This is a genomic window from Pseudomonas sp. JL23 (genome assembly GCF_056933585.1).
Genome location: NZ_CM167795.1, coordinates 6,796,031 through 6,813,138, shown reverse-complemented (window position 1 = coordinate 6,813,138; position 17,108 = coordinate 6,796,031). Strand labels below are relative to the sequence as shown.

The 17,108-nt window shown below is 59.7% G+C and carries 17 protein-coding genes; 9 read left to right on the top strand and 8 right to left on the bottom strand.

Annotated features, from left to right (window positions below; translation table 11 throughout):
- Positions 1-40 precede the first annotated feature (40 nt).
- Positions 41-1,927 carry a cation-translocating P-type ATPase gene (locus AC1Z24_RS31155; RefSeq protein WP_483746755.1) on the top strand — a complete coding sequence of 629 codons (1,887 nt, stop codon included), beginning with the start codon at positions 41-43 and terminating at the stop codon, positions 1,925-1,927.
- A gap of 275 nt (positions 1,928-2,202) precedes the next feature.
- Positions 2,203-3,387 carry a C17 cyclopropane fatty acid synthase CfaB gene (cfaB, locus tag AC1Z24_RS31150; protein ID WP_483744027.1) on the top strand — a complete coding sequence of 395 codons (1,185 nt, stop codon included), beginning with the start codon at positions 2,203-2,205 and terminating at the stop codon, positions 3,385-3,387.
- A gap of 55 nt (positions 3,388-3,442) precedes the next feature.
- Here cfaB and cls read toward each other — a convergent pair whose 3' ends face one another.
- Positions 3,443-4,882, bottom strand: coding sequence for a cardiolipin synthase (gene cls, locus AC1Z24_RS31145; protein WP_259100970.1), 1,440 nt, complete (start codon positions 4,880-4,882; stop codon positions 3,443-3,445).
- 170 nt (positions 4,883-5,052) lie between these two features.
- Here cls and AC1Z24_RS31140 point away from each other — a divergent pair, with 170 nt between their 5' ends.
- Positions 5,053-5,574 carry a DUF3617 domain-containing protein gene (locus tag AC1Z24_RS31140; protein WP_259100969.1) on the top strand — a complete coding sequence of 174 codons (522 nt, stop codon included), beginning with the start codon at positions 5,053-5,055 and terminating at the stop codon, positions 5,572-5,574.
- 1 nt (position 5,575) lies between these two features.
- Here AC1Z24_RS31140 and AC1Z24_RS31135 read toward each other — a convergent pair whose 3' ends face one another.
- Complete coding sequence (locus AC1Z24_RS31135; RefSeq protein ID WP_483744026.1) at positions 5,576-6,451, bottom strand: metal ABC transporter solute-binding protein, Zn/Mn family; 876 nt, start codon at positions 6,449-6,451, stop codon at positions 5,576-5,578.
- Positions 6,452-6,544: 93 nt separating this feature from the next.
- On the bottom strand, positions 6,545-7,441 hold the full coding sequence (gene folE2, locus AC1Z24_RS31130) for a GTP cyclohydrolase FolE2 (RefSeq protein WP_483744025.1): 897 nt from the start codon (positions 7,439-7,441) through the stop codon (positions 6,545-6,547).
- 105 nt (positions 7,442-7,546) lie between these two features.
- Here folE2 and AC1Z24_RS31125 point away from each other — a divergent pair, with 105 nt between their 5' ends.
- Positions 7,547-8,791: an N-acetylmuramoyl-L-alanine amidase gene (locus AC1Z24_RS31125; protein ID WP_483744024.1), complete on the top strand. Its 1,245-nt coding sequence runs from the start codon at positions 7,547-7,549 to the stop codon at positions 8,789-8,791.
- A 3-nt stretch (positions 8,792-8,794) separates the two neighbouring features.
- Here the strand turns inward: AC1Z24_RS31125 and AC1Z24_RS31120 are convergent, their stop codons facing one another.
- Positions 8,795-9,190, bottom strand: coding sequence for a glutamine synthetase (locus AC1Z24_RS31120; protein ID WP_483744023.1), 396 nt, complete (start codon positions 9,188-9,190; stop codon positions 8,795-8,797).
- Positions 9,191-9,315: 125 nt separating this feature from the next.
- Here AC1Z24_RS31120 and zigA point away from each other — a divergent pair, with 125 nt between their 5' ends.
- Both zigA and AC1Z24_RS31110 read left to right on the top strand, forming a co-directional pair.
- The gene (zigA, locus tag AC1Z24_RS31115; RefSeq protein WP_483744022.1) at positions 9,316-10,521 is read left to right on the top strand and encodes a zinc metallochaperone GTPase ZigA; all 1,206 of its coding nucleotides are present in this window, start codon (positions 9,316-9,318) and stop codon (positions 10,519-10,521) included.
- A complete protein-coding gene (locus tag AC1Z24_RS31110; RefSeq protein WP_483744021.1) occupies positions 10,521-11,171 on the top strand; it encodes a DUF1826 domain-containing protein in 651 nt (216 codons plus the stop codon). The genes zigA and AC1Z24_RS31110 overlap by 1 nt, the downstream gene beginning before the upstream one ends.
- On the opposite strand, the gene AC1Z24_RS31105 is transcribed toward AC1Z24_RS31110, so the two are convergent.
- Positions 11,142-11,522, bottom strand: a complete 381-nt coding sequence (locus AC1Z24_RS31105; RefSeq protein ID WP_483746754.1) for an NADH:ubiquinone oxidoreductase — start codon at positions 11,520-11,522, stop codon at positions 11,142-11,144. The two genes, AC1Z24_RS31110 and AC1Z24_RS31105, sit on opposite strands and share 30 nt — an antisense overlap.
- Before the next feature lie 53 nt (positions 11,523-11,575).
- On the opposite strand from AC1Z24_RS31105, the gene AC1Z24_RS31100 reads away from it, so the two are divergent.
- On the top strand, positions 11,576-12,547 hold the full coding sequence (locus AC1Z24_RS31100; protein WP_483744020.1) for a CobW family GTP-binding protein: 972 nt from the start codon (positions 11,576-11,578) through the stop codon (positions 12,545-12,547).
- A 4-nt stretch (positions 12,548-12,551) separates the two neighbouring features.
- Here AC1Z24_RS31100 and AC1Z24_RS31095 read toward each other — a convergent pair whose 3' ends face one another.
- Entirely contained in the window at positions 12,552-12,947 is a 396-nt protein-coding gene (locus tag AC1Z24_RS31095; RefSeq protein WP_483744019.1) for a DUF3301 domain-containing protein, read from the bottom strand.
- Between the two features lie 113 nt (positions 12,948-13,060).
- Between AC1Z24_RS31095 and pdxY the strand changes: the two genes are divergently transcribed.
- Positions 13,061-13,927, top strand: a complete 867-nt coding sequence (gene pdxY, locus AC1Z24_RS31090; RefSeq protein ID WP_483744018.1) for a pyridoxal kinase PdxY — start codon at positions 13,061-13,063, stop codon at positions 13,925-13,927.
- A gap of 91 nt (positions 13,928-14,018) precedes the next feature.
- On the opposite strand, the gene AC1Z24_RS31085 is transcribed toward pdxY, so the two are convergent.
- Positions 14,019-14,504: an acyl-CoA thioesterase gene (locus AC1Z24_RS31085; RefSeq protein ID WP_259100947.1), complete on the bottom strand. Its 486-nt coding sequence runs from the start codon at positions 14,502-14,504 to the stop codon at positions 14,019-14,021.
- Positions 14,505-14,807: 303 nt separating this feature from the next.
- On the opposite strand from AC1Z24_RS31085, the gene AC1Z24_RS31080 reads away from it, so the two are divergent.
- The gene (locus tag AC1Z24_RS31080) at positions 14,808-16,571 is read left to right on the top strand and encodes a cation:proton antiporter (protein ID WP_483744017.1); all 1,764 of its coding nucleotides are present in this window, start codon (positions 14,808-14,810) and stop codon (positions 16,569-16,571) included.
- Between the two features lie 30 nt (positions 16,572-16,601).
- Here AC1Z24_RS31080 and AC1Z24_RS31075 read toward each other — a convergent pair whose 3' ends face one another.
- Positions 16,602-17,009, bottom strand: a complete 408-nt coding sequence (locus AC1Z24_RS31075; RefSeq protein WP_259100943.1) for an SMI1/KNR4 family protein — start codon at positions 17,007-17,009, stop codon at positions 16,602-16,604.
- Positions 17,010-17,108 lie beyond the last annotated feature (99 nt).

The following is a 17,108-nucleotide window of genomic DNA, read 5'->3' as shown; positions in this document are numbered from 1 at the left end:
CCATGACGCCGAGCATGTCGAAGCGCCACCTGCCGTCAGCATGCTGAGCCGCGCCGAACAGCGCAGCGCTGCCCGTCAGCTGACCCTGGCGATGTTGGCCTTGGGGCTGCTGGCGCTGGGGCTGGTCTGGCGATTTTTTGCCCCGCAGCAGACAGGCGTCAGCCAGTTGCTGCTCGGTGCAGCGTCTCTACTGGTAGCGATTCCGGTGGTCAGCGCCGGTTGGCACAGCCTGCGTTACCCGAGCCTGCACGGCATCACTGACCAGTTGATCGCCCTGGCGATGCTGGGCGCCTGGGCCACGGGCGACCTGATGACCGCGGCCTTGCTGCCGATCATCATGATCTTCGGCCATGTGCTGGAAGAGCGCAGCGTGATCGGTTCCCAGGAAGCCATTCAAGCACTGGGGCGCCTGACCCGCAGCCATGCGCGGCTGATCGGCGCCGACGGCAGTGTTCGCGAAGTGGATAACTCGACACTGGTCGCAGGTGACGTGGTCGAAGTACGCGCCGGAGACCGCGTCCCGGCCGACGGCCGCGTGCTGTCGGGCCAGGCCAGCCTTGATACGGCACCGATCACCGGTGAGTCGGTGCCCCTGGAAGCGCGGGTGGGCATGGAGGTGTTTGGCGGCGCCATCAACCTTGATGGCCTGCTGCGTATCGAAGTCACTCGCATCGGCAACGAGTCCACGCTGGGCAAGGTCATCGCCCTGATGCAGAGCGCTGAGCGCTCCAAGCCACCGATCACTCGCCTGCTGGAGCGTTACGCGGGCAGTTACATGGTGCTGGTGCTGTTGATCGCCGCCGTGACCTGGTTTATCACCAACAACGCTCAGGCGATGCTGGCAGTACTGGTCGCGGCCTGCCCCTGTGCCTTGGTGCTCTCTGCCCCGGCCACGGCAATTGCCGGGATCGCCGTGGCGGCGCGTCACGGGATTCTGATTCGCAGCTCGGCGTTCCTCGAAGAGCTGGCCGACCTGACCTCCCTGGTGGTGGATAAGACCGGCACCCTGACCTACGGCAGCCTGCGCCTGCAATCGGTGCTCGCAGCCACCGAGGAACAGGACGACCTGCTACCCCTGGCGGCCAGCCTGGGCTCGGCTAGCAGTCACCCGGTCAGCCGTGCGTTGGCTGGGATGCTGGAAAAGGATCAGTTGCTGCCCCTGAGCGATATTCGCGAGCGCCAGGGCCTGGGCGTCATTGCCAATACTGAAGGCGGCGAGGCGGCTTTGGGTCGTCCCGAGCTGTTTGAACAGTTGGGTATTGCCACTACACCGGTGCCCGGTCACGACGGGCCGATTGCCGGGTTGTCGGTCAATGGTGTGTTCCTGGCCTGGTTCCTCTTGGCCGACAGTCTGAAACCCGAGGCGCGTGCAGCCCTGGCCGAGTTGCGCGAGCTGGGCATTGGCCGTCAGTTGCTGCTGACCGGCGACCGGCAAAGTGTGGCTGACACACTCGGTCGTGAAGTGGGGATTCGCGACATCCAGGCCCAGGCCCTGCCAGAGGACAAACTGAACCGCGTTACAGCTGAAATCCGCAGTGGTTTCAGGCCTATGGTTGTGGGTGACGGGATCAACGACTCGCTGGCTTTGAAGGCGGGTGTAGTGGGTGTTGCAATGGGTGCCGGTGGTGCCGATATTGCACTGGCATCCGCAGATATCGTGCTGATTGGCAGCGATCTTCGTCGATTGGGTACCTGCGTGCGCTTGAGCCGCCATTGCCGCCAGACTCTGCAGGTCAACGTCATCATTGGCCTGGGCTGGACCCTGGCAATTGTCGCCTTTGCTGCCTTCGGTCTGCTGGGTGCCGCCGGGGCGATGGTGGCGGCTATTCTTCATAATCTGAGTACGCTTTTGGTCCTCGGGAATGCGGGTCGTCTGTTGCGCTTTCAGGAGCCTCTACTAAAGTTGCAGACGCCTCCACAGGCCTGAGAATCCGCTGGCCCGGCGCAAACAGCCGGGCTAGAGCGGTAGGCTAAGTATAAAAATTTGCTTGAGCTTTGAATAATTCTGTTACAAATTAATAGCCAGCTACGGATGGGTTTTCCATTTCAGGCTGTCTATTGGCAAGAATCAGTGGGCACAAGGCCGTTCCCTGGGGTCGATTCATAGCGGGTCGCTATTAAGCCGATAGCCTGAGAGTTCCAGTGCTGGAGCTCCATTTGGATTACCTTTTTTAGGTCTTCTGGATCAGGGGGTTTACCGAAATGCTTGCGCAACTTCCCACGGCCTTACAAAGTCTTCACCTTCCATTGCGACTGAAACTCTGGGACGGCCACGAGCTGGATTTGGGTCCAACCCCCAGCGTCACCATCGTCGTCAAAGATCCCCAACTGGTCTCCGAATTCACTCATCCAAGTCTCGACCTGCTCGGCAGTGCGTTTGTCGAGGGGCGCCTTGAGCTCGAAGGCTCGATCAGTGAAGTCGTGCGGGTCTGCGACGAGCTGAGCCAGGCGTTGGTGGATGATGATGACGAGAATCTCCCTACACGCTCGCAACATGACAAAGCGACCGATGCTGAGTCCATTTCCTACCACTACGATTTGTCCAATGAGTTTTATCAACTCTGGCTCGACAAGGAGATGGTCTACTCCTGCGCCTACTTCAAGACCGGTGAAGAAACGCTGGAACAGGCGCAGCAGGACAAGTTTCATCACCTCTGCCGCAAGCTGCGCCTCAAGCCCGGCGAGTATCTGTTGGACGTCGGCTGCGGCTGGAGCGGGCTGGCGCGCTTTGCAGCCCGTGAGTACGGGGTGAAGGTGTTCGGTATTACCCTGAGCCGCGAACAGCTGGCCTTGGGCCGTGCCCGGGTCAAGGCTGAAGGCTTGCAGGACAAGGTCGATCTGCAACTGTTCGACTACCGTGACCTGCCTCAGGATGGTCGTTTCGACAAAGTGGTCAGCGTCGGCATGTTCGAGCACGTCGGTCATGCCAACCTGCCGCTCTACACCAGGCTGCTGTTTGGTGCGGTGAAGGAGGGTGGCCTGGTGATGAACCATGGCATTACCGCCAAGCACGTCGATGGTCGTCCGGTGGGGCGTGGTGCGGGGGATTTTATCGACCGCTATGTGTTCCCCAATGGCGAGTTGCCTCATGTCGCGCGAATCAGTGCCGACATCAGCGAAGCCGGTCTGGAAGTCGTCGACGTCGAAAGCCTGCGCCTGCACTACGCCAAGACCCTGGAGCACTGGAGCACGCGGCTGGAGAACAAGCTGGATCAGGCGGCCGAGATGGTGCCCCCGCACATCCTGCGAATCTGGCGTCTGTATCTGGCCGGTTGTTCTTACGCGTTCAGCAAAGGCTGGATCAACCTGCACCAGATCCTGGCGGTAAAACCTTTCGCTGATGGCAGCCATGATCTGCCTTGGACGCGGGAAGACATCTATCGCTGAGCTTCTGGGCGGTTATCGTTTCAGTGGTGGGTTGCCGCTGAAACGGTAACGGCGTTCAGAGAATGGGCGAGATGATCCGGGCAATGCGCATGCCCAGTTGTTTCAGGCGATGGATCTCGTAGCGCTCTTCGGTGGATATTTCCCGGGAGAGGGCGAAGTCTTCATTGAGCATGTGCTCAACCTCTCTGGCGAAGGCCTTGTCGACCGTCAGCAGCATCAATTCGAAATTCAGACGGAATGAGCGGTTGTCCAGGTTGGCGCTCCCGATTGCGCTGATTTCGTCATCCACCAGCACCACTTTCTGATGCAGAAAACCCGGCTCATAGCGGAACACACGCACCCCGGCACGCACGGCTTCGAAGGCGAACAGGCTGGAGGCGGCATAGACCACATAGTGATCCGGCCGCGAGGGCAGCAGCAGACGTACATCTACGCCACGTAATACCGCCAGGCGCAGGGCGGCGGATACTGCTTCGTCGGGGATGAAATAGGGACTGGTAATCCACACCCGTTCGGTGGCGGCATGAATGGCTTCGACAAAGAACAGCGAACAGGTCTCCTGCTCGTCGGCCGGGCCGCTGGCCAGGAGCTGGCAGAGTACGCCGTCTTCCGGAAAGGATTCCGGCAGGGTCAACGGCGGCAGCTCGCGGGTGGCCCAGAACCAGTCCTCGGCAAATGACTCCTGCAGGCAGGCCACCACCGGGCCTCTCACTTCGACATGGGTATCGCGCCACGGCGCCAGCGGCGGGTGCAGGCCCAGGTATTCATCACCGACGTTATGCCCGCCGAGAAAGCCGCGCACACCATCGACCACCACTATCTTGCGGTGGTTACGGAAGTTGATCTGGAAACGATTGAGCCAACCGCTGCGGGTCGCGAAGGCCTTGATCTGTACACCACTCGCCCGCAGGCGCTCGCTGTACTCGGCGGGCAGGGCGTGGCTGCCGATGCGGTCGTAGAGCACATAGATAGCGACGCCTTCGGCGGCTTTTTCCAACAGCAGGTTTTGCAGGCGACGGCCCAGTTCATCGTCATGGATAATGAAGAACTGCACGAAGATGCTATGCCGGGCATGGGTGATGGCGTCGAAGATCGCGGTGAAAGTGGCGTTGCCGTTGATCAGCAGTTTCACTTCGTTATTGGTCAAGGCCGGCATGCGCCCCAGCTTGGGCATGGCGCGCAGCGATGCGTAGCCCTCAGTGCGACGTGCCGCCACTGCTTCGTTGACCCAGGGCCGCCAGTTTTGATGGCTGATGGCTGCACGCATCTCTTCGTTGGCCTGACGCCTGGCTTTGATATAGGCATCGAACGAGCTACGGCCAAAGACCAGGTACGGTATCAGCGTGAAGTAAGGGATGAAGAACAGCGGCATGGCCCAGGCGATGGCGCCTTGTGCTGTACGAACGGTCAATAGTGCATGTATGGCTGCAATAATGCCCAGTAGATGAATAAAGCCAATGATGTAGCCGAAAAAATAAGGACTGTGATAATCCATGTGCCCACTGCTCAAGATCGTTGCTGCCTAACAGACCACAGCTGCCGGGGATTGTCGCTATTTTATTATCCATGCAACGCGGCGACGCATCTGTCGTCTAAGCCCCATCATCGCGCGTCCGGCAGGCCGCGATTTACTCAAGTAACCGCTTTGACAAGGAAGCTTTAGAAATGAACAAGCGCATAGTGGCGTGGATGTTTTGTCTGGCCGCACCCCTGGCCCAGGCGCAGATGCTGCAACCAGGCCTGTGGGAGTTGACCACGAGCAATATGCAGGTAGATGGTCAGGCGCTGCCGGACATGCAAGTGATGCTGGCCCAACTGCAGGCCATGGCGCCGGAGCAGCGAGCGATGATGGAGCAGATGCTGCAGAAGCAGGGCGTGACACTGGGCGGCAAGGGTGTGCGGGTGTGCCTGACGGCAGAGCAGGTCAAGACGGATGACATTCCGCTGACCGATCCGCAGTCAGGCTGCACTCAGAAGATCACCAGTCGCGCCGGCAATACCTGGCAGTTCCAGTTCAGTTGCCCCAAGGCCCAGGGTACGGGCCAGGCGCAGTTCCAGAGTGATCGCGAGTTCACCACGCATGTGACCGGCACCTTCAATGCCACGGGCAAGCCGCAGAATGGCAGCATGGACACACGCTCGCTTTGGCTGGGCCAGCAATGCGGGGCGGTGAAACCCCGCACTTGAATCAAGGTTTGAGCAGGGCGTTGTAGAGGGTGTCCATGTTCGCCTGATACGCGCCCAGGTAGGTAGCCGATGGACCGCTGGCGGCCAGTGAACGGGTGCGCAGCTGGCCGCCGAAGCGCACGCCGGTCTGCTCGACGATCTTTTGCCGGGTGGTTGGGTCCGTGAGGTTGTCGACGAAGACCGCATCGGTCTTGTTCTGTTTGATCTGGCTGATCAGAGAAGCGACTTCATCGGCGTTCAGCTCGCGATCGAGCGGCAGCCCTTTGGCAACCTCGATATCGACCGTATAGGGATGACCAAGGTATTTCGCGCCATCGCTGGTCACCAGAATGTGGCGGCCATTCTGCGGCAGGGTAGCGAAGCGGGTTTTGCTCTGGGCCATGACCAAGTGCACCTGGCGCGCATAGTTCTTGGCATTGCTCGCGTAGGCCTTGGCATTATCCGGGTCGGCGGTGATCAGCGCGGTGGCGATATTGTTCGCGTACAACTGGGCATTGGCGATGCTGTTCCACGCGTAGGCATCAGGCGCGGTCTTGCCTTCCGGGTCGAATGGGCGCGGCGTCGCGCCTTTACTGGCGACCACTACACGGGAAGTCGCACCGGCACCTGCGACCAGGTGATCCAGCCACGGCTCCAGGCCCAGACCATTCTCAACGATCAAACGAGCCTTGCCCACGCGCTTGGCGTCTTCGGCGACGGGCTGGTAAGTCGCCGGATCGCGATCGGCCCCGGCCAGGTTCACCACTTGCACATGATCGCCGCCGATCTGTTGGGTCAGATCAGCCAGCACAGTAAAACTGGTCACAACATTCAATTTTTCGGCGGCCGACAATGACAGCGGCAACAGCGCGCTAAGCAGTACGAGCAAAACTCGCATCGTGAAACCTCATGGCATATGAATAAGGAAGCGGTCGCCAAGTTTAGAGGGAACCGCGCTCACATACATGATTTCTCTGCGCTTGTTCAGCTCTCAGGCAGCTCGCCAGTTCCAGCTGCTCTGGGCTACCGCGTCATGGGCATGCAGGCTTTCGGCATGCACGACCGTCAGGCTGAAACCGCCTATCGCCGGATTGCGCTTAAGCATGCGATGCAGGCGACGGGCGGCATCCTCGCAAAACATCAGATTCTGCCCATTGGCCAAGGCGAAAGCCTGCTCATCCGCACGCTTCACTGCGGTTTGCACGGCTGTTCCCAGTGCGGCTTCGGTCTGATCAATGAGATTTTTAAAGAGAAATTCATTTGTAAATTCATTGAGTTGCAGGCAGATTTTAGCGTTACTTCTCTGACTATGCGGCGTGGCGACTATGCCTTGTGTCGAGCCCAGCCACTCCAGTACGGCGTCGTAGTCGAGATGCTTGCTGGCGAAGTCGTCAGTGAACTGTTGCTGGATGAGCTGCCGTGCCAGTGCTGCCGAGCAAGGGCAGGTCGAGGAGTAGGCCACGTCAAAATTTAGTTCCACGTGGAACACTCCATTTTCCAGCTGCGCAAAGATACTGATTGGATAGGATTTCCATCCCGCGAGGGGGCTGACCAATGCCGGACGTTTCAGCAGGATTTCAGTGTGAAGACGTAGATAGGCGCTGTCGGACAGGCCTCGGTGGCTGTCCAGGAAGCGTTGCAATACTTGACGGAGTTGCTCTGGCGTCAGATTGCCGTTCTCCAGGTCCTCCAGTGCCAAGTACAGGCGCGACATATGAATCCCGCGAGCTTCACCGTTATCCAGGCTGACGCCGACGTCAGCCTTGGCGCAGACCGGCTGGCCTTCGAGCTGTATCGGCAGGGCGATGCCACACATGCCGACCCAGTTCAGTGAAAGAGATTGTTTAGCGGTTTGCGCGGCAATATCAGGCAGGGTCACGGCATTCATGAAAGGGTCCATCGTCGGTATGAAACATCATGTTATATTATTGCATTTGTAGCGACGATTTCTTTTTTGAGCTGGGATGCTCGCTCTTATTCAGTGGGACATGTCATGCATAGACGTCAAATGCTGCTCAACATGCTGCTTGCCGGCGCAGCGCTGTCGTTGCCCTTGGGCGCTTACGCAACGCAAATCCGCAATGCGCGTATCTGGCGCAGCGACGACAAGTTGCGCCTGGTACTCGACCTCAGCGGACCGGTGCAATACAAGACCTTCACCCTGACCTCGCCTGATCGCTTGATCATCGATATCAGCGGTGCGCGCCTGACCGGTGATTTCAATCAGCTGGCCTTGGCCAATACCCCGATCAAGTCCATTCGCTCCGGGCATTACGGCACCGGCGAAGACACGCGGATCGTCCTCGACCTGACGGCGCCGGTGAAGCTCAACAGCTTCCTGCTTGGGCCGGAGGGCTCTCAGGGCCATCGCCTGGTGCTGGACATGGGCGACTCGGCGCATATCCATGCGCCGGCAGCGGTAATCGCAGCGGCGCCAGTCAGTGCCCCGCCGAGCCTGCCGACCCCGGAGAAGGGCCAACGCAAGCGCGACATTATGGTCGTGGTGGATGCCGGTCATGGGGGCAAGGATCCGGGTGCTATCGGTTCTCGCGGCGAGCGGGAAAAAGACGTGGTGCTGTCCATCGCACAGCTGTTGGCCAAGCGCCTCAAGCGTGAGAAGGGCTATGACGTGCGTCTGGTACGAAACGATGACTTCTTCGTGCCGCTGCGCAAGCGCGTGGACCTGGCCCACAAGTACAACGCCGATATGTTCATTTCGGTTCACGCCGATGCTGCACCGCGTCTGACGGCTTCCGGCGCCTCGGTGTTCGCCTTGTCCGAGGGCGGCGCTACGTCGGCCACCGCGCGTTTCATGGCGCAGCGCGAGAACGGTGCTGACCTGCTGGGCGCCAACAGCCTGCTCAATCTCAAGGACAAGGACCCGATGCTGGCCGGGGTGATTCTCGATATGTCGATGAACGCCACCATCGCGGCCAGCCTGCAACTGGGCAATACCATTCTCGGCAGCCTGGCCGATGTGACCTCGCTGCATCAGAAGCGTGTCGAGCAGGCCGGTTTTGCCGTGCTCAAATCGCCAGATGTGCCGTCGATTCTGGTCGAGACCGGTTTTATCTCCAACGCCAAGGACAGTCAGCGGCTGGTTACAGCGCGTCACCAACAGGCAGTCGCCGACGGCCTGTTCGATGGCTTGCAACAGTACTTCCGACGCAACCCGCCGGTAGGGTCCTACGTGGCCTGGCAGGAAGAGCAGAAGCTCATCAATCAGGCGCTGGTGTAAACCCTAGCCTTGATGGCAGCCGGTCACCCGGCTGCAAATGATCTTTGTGCGCGTGCCGCTTGAGCTGGACACCCGGCTGATGGTCGTCCAGCCCACCCTCTGAATGGTGCCGATCCAGGCCTCGCCGTCGGTGGCCAGGCCGCTGAAAAAGGTCAGTTGGCCATAGCGGCTGCTGGTCTGCACCCAGTGTCGATTCGTCCCCGCTTCATACCCTCGTAACCAGGTGGTCTTGCCCGCCGTGGCGACGCTGTAGGTGTTGCCGTCCGGGTCATAGCACGCCAACAGATTCGCGCTTTGTGCACACAGCGCCCGCCCGTTGCCCGTCTGCGGCGGCGCAGCCATGGCCGTTGTGCTGGCAAGCAGACTCAGCACCAGCAGGGTTTTCACAAGGGAAGTCATGTGCAGTCCTTCGATGAACGGGGTTGGCTAATTTGTGTTGTTATAATATAACATTAGCATTGATCTGAACGGGCCGACCGAGCGTAAACAAAGCCGGCACCCTGAAACCGCTGATGAGAACCGACATGTCTAATCCTCTCCCCGTTACCGTCTTGTCCGGCTTTCTTGGCGCGGGCAAAAGCACTCTGCTCAATTACGTCCTGCGCAACCGTGAAAACCTGCGCGTTGCGGTCATTGTCAACGATATGAGCGAAATCAACATCGATGGCGGCGAAGTTCAGCGCGATGTCAGCCTGAACCGCGCCGAAGAAAAACTCATCGAGATGAGCAACGGCTGCATCTGCTGCACCTTGCGCGAGGATCTGCTCGAAGAAGTCAGCCGCCTGGCCCGTGATGGCCGTTTCGATTATCTACTGATCGAATCTACCGGCATCTCCGAGCCGCTGCCAGTTGCCGAGACCTTTACCTTCCGTGACGAGGAGGGCGTCAGCCTGGCCGATATCGCGCGCCTGGACACCATGGTGACGGTGGTTGACGGTCTGAATTTCCTCGCCGACTACCAGGCCGCCGAGAGCCTGGCGACCCGTGGTGAAACCATGGGCGAAGACGACGAGCGCTCCATCACCGACTTGCTGATCGACCAGATCGAGTTCGCCGATGTGATCCTGATCAGCAAGATCGACCTCATCAGCCAGAGCGATCGTGAAGAGCTGATGGCCATTCTCAAGCGGCTCAATGCTCAAGCCAATGTCGTGCCCATGGTCATGGGCCAGATTCCTTTGGAAACCATCCTCAATACCGGCCGTTTCGATTTCGAACGCGCCGCCCAGGCGCCGGGTTGGCTCAAGGAAATGCGTGGCGAGCATGTCCCGGAGACCGAGGAATATGGCATCGCCTCCACCGCTTACCGGGCACGTCGGCCCTTTCACCCGGAGCGTTTCTTTGCCTTTATCAACCGGCCCTGGACTAACGGCAAATTGCTGCGCTCCAAGGGTTTCTTCTGGCTGGCGAGCAAGTACAAAGAGGCTGGCAGCTGGTCCCAGGCCGGCGGCTTGATGCGCCATGGTTTTGCCGGGCGTTGGTGGCGTTTTGTGCCGCGCGAGCACTGGCCGCAGGATCAGCAGGACACTCAGGCGATCATGGAAAACTGGAACGTCGAAGCCGGTGACTGCCGCCAAGAGTTGGTGTTTATCGGTCAGAACATCGATTTCCCGCTGCTGACCCAAGAGTTGAACGACTGCCTGCTGACCGACGCCGAGATGGCCGAGGGCGTGATTAGCTGGCAGAAGCTGCCGGATCCGTTCGGCGACTGGCATGAAGAGGCCGCCTGATGCTCGCTCCTGATTTGAGATGGCACCCTGAGGTGCGGCAGATTCGCGGCGACAACCCCGGCGTGCTCAGCCAGATACTGGAAGACGGCGTGAACCTGTCGATCTGGCAACGGCAATTGCCCGCCCATATCGAAGACTTCGGTGCCTTGCTGCTGGCCCAGGGGCAGCCTCTGGCGGAGTCCATGACCCTGGAAATGGGCGAAGGTGACGGCGAGCCCAATTTACAGGGCTTGGCGGCGGGTTACGCCGACTTGCAGGGCTATGCCGGGTTTATCGCCGATGTGTCCTGGCTGGTCAGCGCATACGCCTGCCTGCTGGGCGCTTCGTGCGTGGGCTTGCGCCTGCGCATTCTGGACAAGGCCATGTGCCCGCGCTTCCACGTCGATCATGTGCCGGTGCGCTTGATCAGCACCTATGCCGGTATCGGCAGCCAGTGGCTCAAGGAAGGGGTTATCGACCGCAAGGCACTGGGTAGCGCCGAGGCCGAGCCGCAAGACCCGCAATTGATTCAGCAAATCAACTGCGGCGATGTCGCCCTGCTCAAGGGCGAACGCTGGATTGGCAATGAGGGGCACGGTCTGGTGCATCGTTCGCCGCAGCCGCAGCGGGATGAGCGGCGCCTATTGCTGACTCTGGATTGGCTCGCCTAACGACCATTTGCCCTGGCTCTGCTGCTCACAGAAGGGCTTGAGAAAGCGCGTGTCGGTGGCCACGCCGTAATAGTGAATATCCTGGCGATAGGGCATATTGGCGACCAGTGCGTTGTTGCACACGCCAAATGCCCCGGTAGGACATTGCTCGGCGAAGGTCACATCGACCTTCTGCCCCGCCAGCTGCGGTTTGCAAAAACCGTCGTGGAACAATTGCGGCGGGATCGTGCGGTTGCTCTGGCAGACCTTGACGTCCACCCGTTCGCCCTGACTGTGCACGATGCAAGCTTCGGCCCAAGCCTGGCTTGCGCTCAAGGCCAGGATCATCACTGTCAGGCGCAGGCTGCGCATCGTCATCTTCCCGTCTGTTCCGGTCGTCTCAAGCATTCTCAGAAGCCGCCATCATGTTGCAAAACATTCCTACCCATCTCATTGCCGGCCCGTTGGGCGCGGGCAAAACCAGTCTGATCAAGCATCTGCTGACGCAGAAACCGGCCGCTGAACGCTGGGCGATCCTGATCAACGAGTTCGGTCAGATCGGCCTGGATGCCGCCCTGCTGACCACGGCTGCCGATGGTATCGCACTTGGCGAAGTGGCTGGGGGCTGCCTGTGCTGCGTGAATGGCGCGCCGTTCCAGATCGGCCTCGGGCGACTGCTGCGCAAGGCCCGGCCTGACCGCTTGTTTATCGAGCCTTCCGGCCTCGGTCATCCCGCACAGTTGATGGCACAGCTGCGGCAGGCACCATGGCTCGGTGTGCTGGCGCTACAGCCCAGTGTGATGGTGCTCGATGCTACGGCCATGGCAGCAGGACAGGCGTTGCCATCGAGCCAGCAGGAAGCGTTGGCGGATGCCGGGCTGCTGATATTGAACAAGTCTGCCGGGCTCGATGAGGCGGCACGTCAGCGACTGGCGGCCGCTTTGCCGGATCGGGCGTTGTACTGGACCGAGCAGGGCGTGTTGCCGCTGAGTGAGTTGCCGGGTGTGGATAACCAGGGCCAGGCCGGTGTGGACAATTTGCCTGTGGATAAGCCTGCCGCCAGTCTGGCGCAGATGCCGGCAATCTGGACCGATCCGCGTCAGCCTATTTGCCTGAGTCAAAGCCAGGAGGAAGGTTGGAGCATCGGCTGGCGCTGGCATCCATCGCAATGCTTTGATCGGCAAGCCTTGCAGGACTGGCTGCAAAGCCTGGATTGGCGGCGGGCCAAGCTGGTTATCCACAGCGATGCTGGCTGGGTATCCGGCAATGCTCTGGATGGCGCGGCGTTTAGCTGGCAGCCTAGCGAATGGCGGAGGGACTCACGCCTTGAGTTGATCTTTGCCCGCGAGCAGGACGCCGCCGTCCTGCAGGCGCAGTTGGCGGCCTGCCGGGTTTAGGCGATCACTGCTTCCACTTGTTGTGTTCCTGACGCCATTCGCTGAGTTGAATGATCTCGGCGCTGCGCGGGGGTGGCGTCTTGATTTCGAAGGGGTAGGGCGCCAGTTCGATCTGCGCGGTGTTGGCGCCGAACATGGTGATGGTGCCGGGGTGACGTTGTTCGCCGGTGACGGTGAACTCGAAGTTATACACACGGGCAAAGCGTTTGCGGCCGTTGGCGTCGCGGGTAAAGGCAAAGCGGCGAAAGGCGACGTTTTCGTCGAGTAGCTCCAGATCAAGCCGCGCGCAATGCTGCTTGACCCGACTCAACGCCCGCTCACGCAAGCCGTGGCCATGCCACAACCACGCCGCGCCGCTCAAGAGCAGCATCAGCACGAAAATGTTTCCCAGGGTCAGCATGGCAGGGCGCTCCAACTAAGTAGTTGCAGCTTAACCGTGTCCGATGATTTCCGGCCATACTGCGCGACTTAAATTTCTAATGAATGCATTTGCATCGTGTTCAGGACCCCATCATGAAGCGTACGCCCCATTTGCTCGCCATTCAGTCCCATGTGGTTTTCGGTCATGCCGGCAACAGCGCGGCGGTCTTCCCGATGCAGCGTCTGGGGGTGAATGTCTGGCCGCTCAACACGGTGCAATTCTCAAACCATACGCAATACAAGCAATGGACGGGAGAGGTCCTGGCGTCGCAGCAGATCCCGGCACTGATCGACGGCATCGCCGCTATTGGCGAACTGGGTAACTGCGATGCGGTGTTGTCGGGCTATCTGGGCACTGCCGATCAGGGGCGGGCGATCCTTACAGGGGTGGCGCGGATCAAGGCGGCCAATCCCAAGGCGCTGTATCTGTGCGACCCGGTAATGGGGCATCCGGAAAAAGGCTGCATCGTGGCGCCGGAGGTCAGCCGGTTTCTATTGGAGGAGGCTGCGGTGGTTGCTGACTTCCTGTGCCCCAACCAGTTGGAGCTGGACAGCTTCGCAGGGCGCAAGCCGACGTCCCTGGCTGATTGCCTGGGCATGGCGCGGGCGTTGTTGGAGCGCGGCCCGAAAGCGATTGTGGTCAAGCACCTGGATTATCCGGGCAAAGAGCCAGGTGGTTTCGAGATGTTGTTGGTGACCCCCGAAGGTAGTTGGCACCTGCGCCGGCCTCTGCTGGCCTTTCCTCGTCAGCCGGTGGGTGTCGGCGATCTGACCTCGGGGTTGTTCCTGGCGCGGTTGCTGCTGGGCGACAGCCTGGTCGCAGCGTTCGAGTTCGCCGCCTCGGCGGTGCATGAGGTACTACTGGAAACCCAGGCTTGCGGTAGCTATGAACTGGAGCTGGTCAGGGCTCAGGACCGTATCGCCCATCCGCGGGTGCGGTTTGAGGCGGTGCAGCTCTAGGCTCTCAGTCTCTCTCGTGGGAGCAAGCTTGCTTGCGAAGAGTCCAGAAATGGCAAGCTTGCTCCCACAAAAGCATTTCATTCCAATGTAACTACAACGTCTCGTCCTTGATCTCGCGATAACGCTTTTCCAGTTCCTGGCGAATCTGGCGGCGTTGTTGTGCCTGGATGAAGCGGCGCTTGCCTTCGCCGCTTTCCGGCTCCAATGGCGGGACGCTGGCCGGTTTACGCTGGTCGTCGACGGCCACCATGGTGAAGAAGCAACTGTTGGTATGGCGTACCGAACGCTCGCGAATGTTCTCGGTCACGACCTTGATACCGACTTCCATGGAGGTGTTGCCGGTGTAGTTCACCGACGCCAGGAAGGTCACCAGTTCACCTACGTGAATGGGCTCGCGGAAAATCACCTGGTCTACCGACAGGGTCACTACGTAGCGGCCGGCATAACGGCTGGCGCAGGCGTAGGCGACTTCATCGAGGTACTTGAGCAGGGTGCCGCCGTGGACGTTGCCAGAGAAGTTGGCCATGTCCGGGGTCATCAATACAGTCATCGACAGCTGGGCGTTTCCGGGTTCCATAGCGTACTCACGATCAAGGCGTTCAAAAGTGGCACCTGTTGACGGTGCTCGCGGATTTGCAGACAACAGATATCGGGACGCCAGCTGGCCGGTTGCCGTCACGCCTGACAGACATCTGTTTCCATATATTGCACCGGCTTTTCCCATGAATGTGCAGTGTTAACCTGCGAAAACCCGTGGAACGGGACAATTCCTACATTTAAGTCGGATTTTTCGCAGTTAACAGCCCGAATTTCCTTAACCGGCCCGCTGATTGGTCGGACTCAAGGTGCGGCTGAACACTCAGGACAGGGAGCCGTAACCATGCATGCCATCAGTTTTATCCAGGATTTGGCCGTGATCATGCTGGTGGCCGGGGTTGTGACCATTGTTTTCCATCGGCTCAAGCAGCCGGTGGTACTGGGTTATATAGTCGCCGGCTTTCTTATTGGCCCGCATACGCCTCCCGTGGGCCTGATCCACGACGAGCAGACCATCAAGACCCTGGCCGAGCTGGGGGTGATCTTCCTGATGTTCTGTCTGGGGCTTGAGTTCAGCCTGCGCAAGTTGTTCAAGGTGGGCGCAACAGCCTTTGTCGCCGCCTTCCTGGAAATTGTCCTGATGATCTGGATCGGCTACGAAATTGGCCGCTTCTTCGACTGGAACACCATGGATTCGCTGTTTCTTGGCGCGATCCTGGCGATCTCCTCGACCACCATCATCGTCAAGGCGCTCAATGACCTTAAGATGAAAAACCAGCGCTTTGCCCAGCTGATCTTCGGCGTGCTGATCGTTGAGGACATTCTGGGCATCGGCATCATTGCCCTGCTGTCGAGCATTGCGGTGAGTGGTACGGTCAGCTCCGGCGAAGTGTTTTCCACGGTCGGTAAGCTTTCGTTATTCATGATCGTGGCCCTGGTGGTGGGCATCCTGTTGGTGCCACGCCTGCTGGCCTACGTCGCTCGTTTTGAAAGCAATGAGATGCTTTTGGTGACGGTGCTGGGCCTGTGTTTCGGCTTCTGCCTGCTGGTGGTGAAACTCGAATACAGCATGGTGCTGGGCGCGTTTCTAATCGGCGCAATCATGGCTGAATCCCGCCAACTGGTGAAGATCGAGCGCCTGATCGAGCCTGTTCGCGACATGTTCAGCGCGATCTTCTTTGTCGCCATTGGCCTGATGATTGATCCGGGGATTCTTCTCGACTATGCCTGGCCCATTGCTGTTATCACGGTCGCCGTGGTCCTGGGCAAGATGCTGTCCTGCGGCCTGGGAGCCTTTATCGCAGGCAACGATGGCCGAACCTCACTGCGGGTCGGTATGGGGCTGTCACAGATTGGCGAATTTTCCTTCATCATCGCCGCGCTGGGCATGACCTTGCAGGTCACCAGTGACTTCCTCTACCCAGTGGCCGTAGCGGTCTCGGCCATCACCACCCTGCTCACGCCTTATCTGATCCGTGCTGCCGACCCGCTGTCGCATAAGCTTGCCGGGGCCATGCCGGTGCGAGTCGCCAGGGTGTTCAATCTGTATGGCGAGTGGTTGCGCAGTATTCAGCCCCAGGGCGAGGGTGCATTGCTGGCCTCGATGATTCGCCGGATCCTGCTGCAGGTCGGGGTCAACCTGGCGTTGGTAGTGGCGATTTTCTTCTGTGGCGGGTATTTCGCCGAACGGCTGAGCGTGACGCTTAGCGAGTGGGTCAGCGACAGCGGTCTGCAGAAGGCCGCTATCTGTGGCGCGGCGCTGTTGTTATCGCTGCCGTTCCTGATTGCGGCTTATCGCAAGCTCAAAGCGCTATCGATGTTGCTGGCGGAGATGGGGGTCAAGCCGGAAATGGCGGGGCGCCATACGGTGCGGGTACGCAAGGTGATCGCCGAAGTCATCCCGCTGTTGTCGCTACTGGTGATCTTCTTGCTGCTCGCTGCGTTGTCGGCGAGCATTCTGCCGACCAGCGAATTGCTAGTTGTGGTCGTCGCACTGGCCGCTTTGGTCGCGGCTTTGCTCTGGCGCTGGCTCATCCGTGTGCATACACGCATGCAGGTTGCCTTGCTGGAGACTCTGGACAACCACCAGGAGCCGCCCGAGCATTGATTGCCCCGGCGCACTCCGGTGCGCGGACGATCAGCTTTCCAGCCAGACGTCGCGGGCCCAGTGCCAGACTGATTCCCAGCTTTCCTCGGTGACCAACTCTTCTTCGCCGGACCACAGCACTACGGTGCCATCCTCTTCGACGCAGTAGTAGTCCTCACCGTCCTGGCAGATCGGGATCAGCTCGCGAGGCACGCCGATGTCCCAGGCGTTGGCCGCGACTTCAGGCAGATAGGTGTGTGACTGCGGGTCGGTCACTGTTACCGGTTCAAGACTGCCGTAGACCACATCACTGACGGTCAGCAGGAATTCCTTGAAGACGAAGGGGATGTTGATGAACAGCTGTTCTTCGACTTCGACGAGTTGGTCCTCGTCAGGAAGCTCAAGCGGAACCGGCACCGGCTCGTTGGCTTCACGCAATTGTTCAATGACTTCTTCCACGACCTGGATCCTCTAACGTGTTGGCGCGGGTTATACAGTAGCGTAAAGGCTTTCTCAAAATAACTACCCGAACGGATAAAACAAAACCCCGGACAAGTC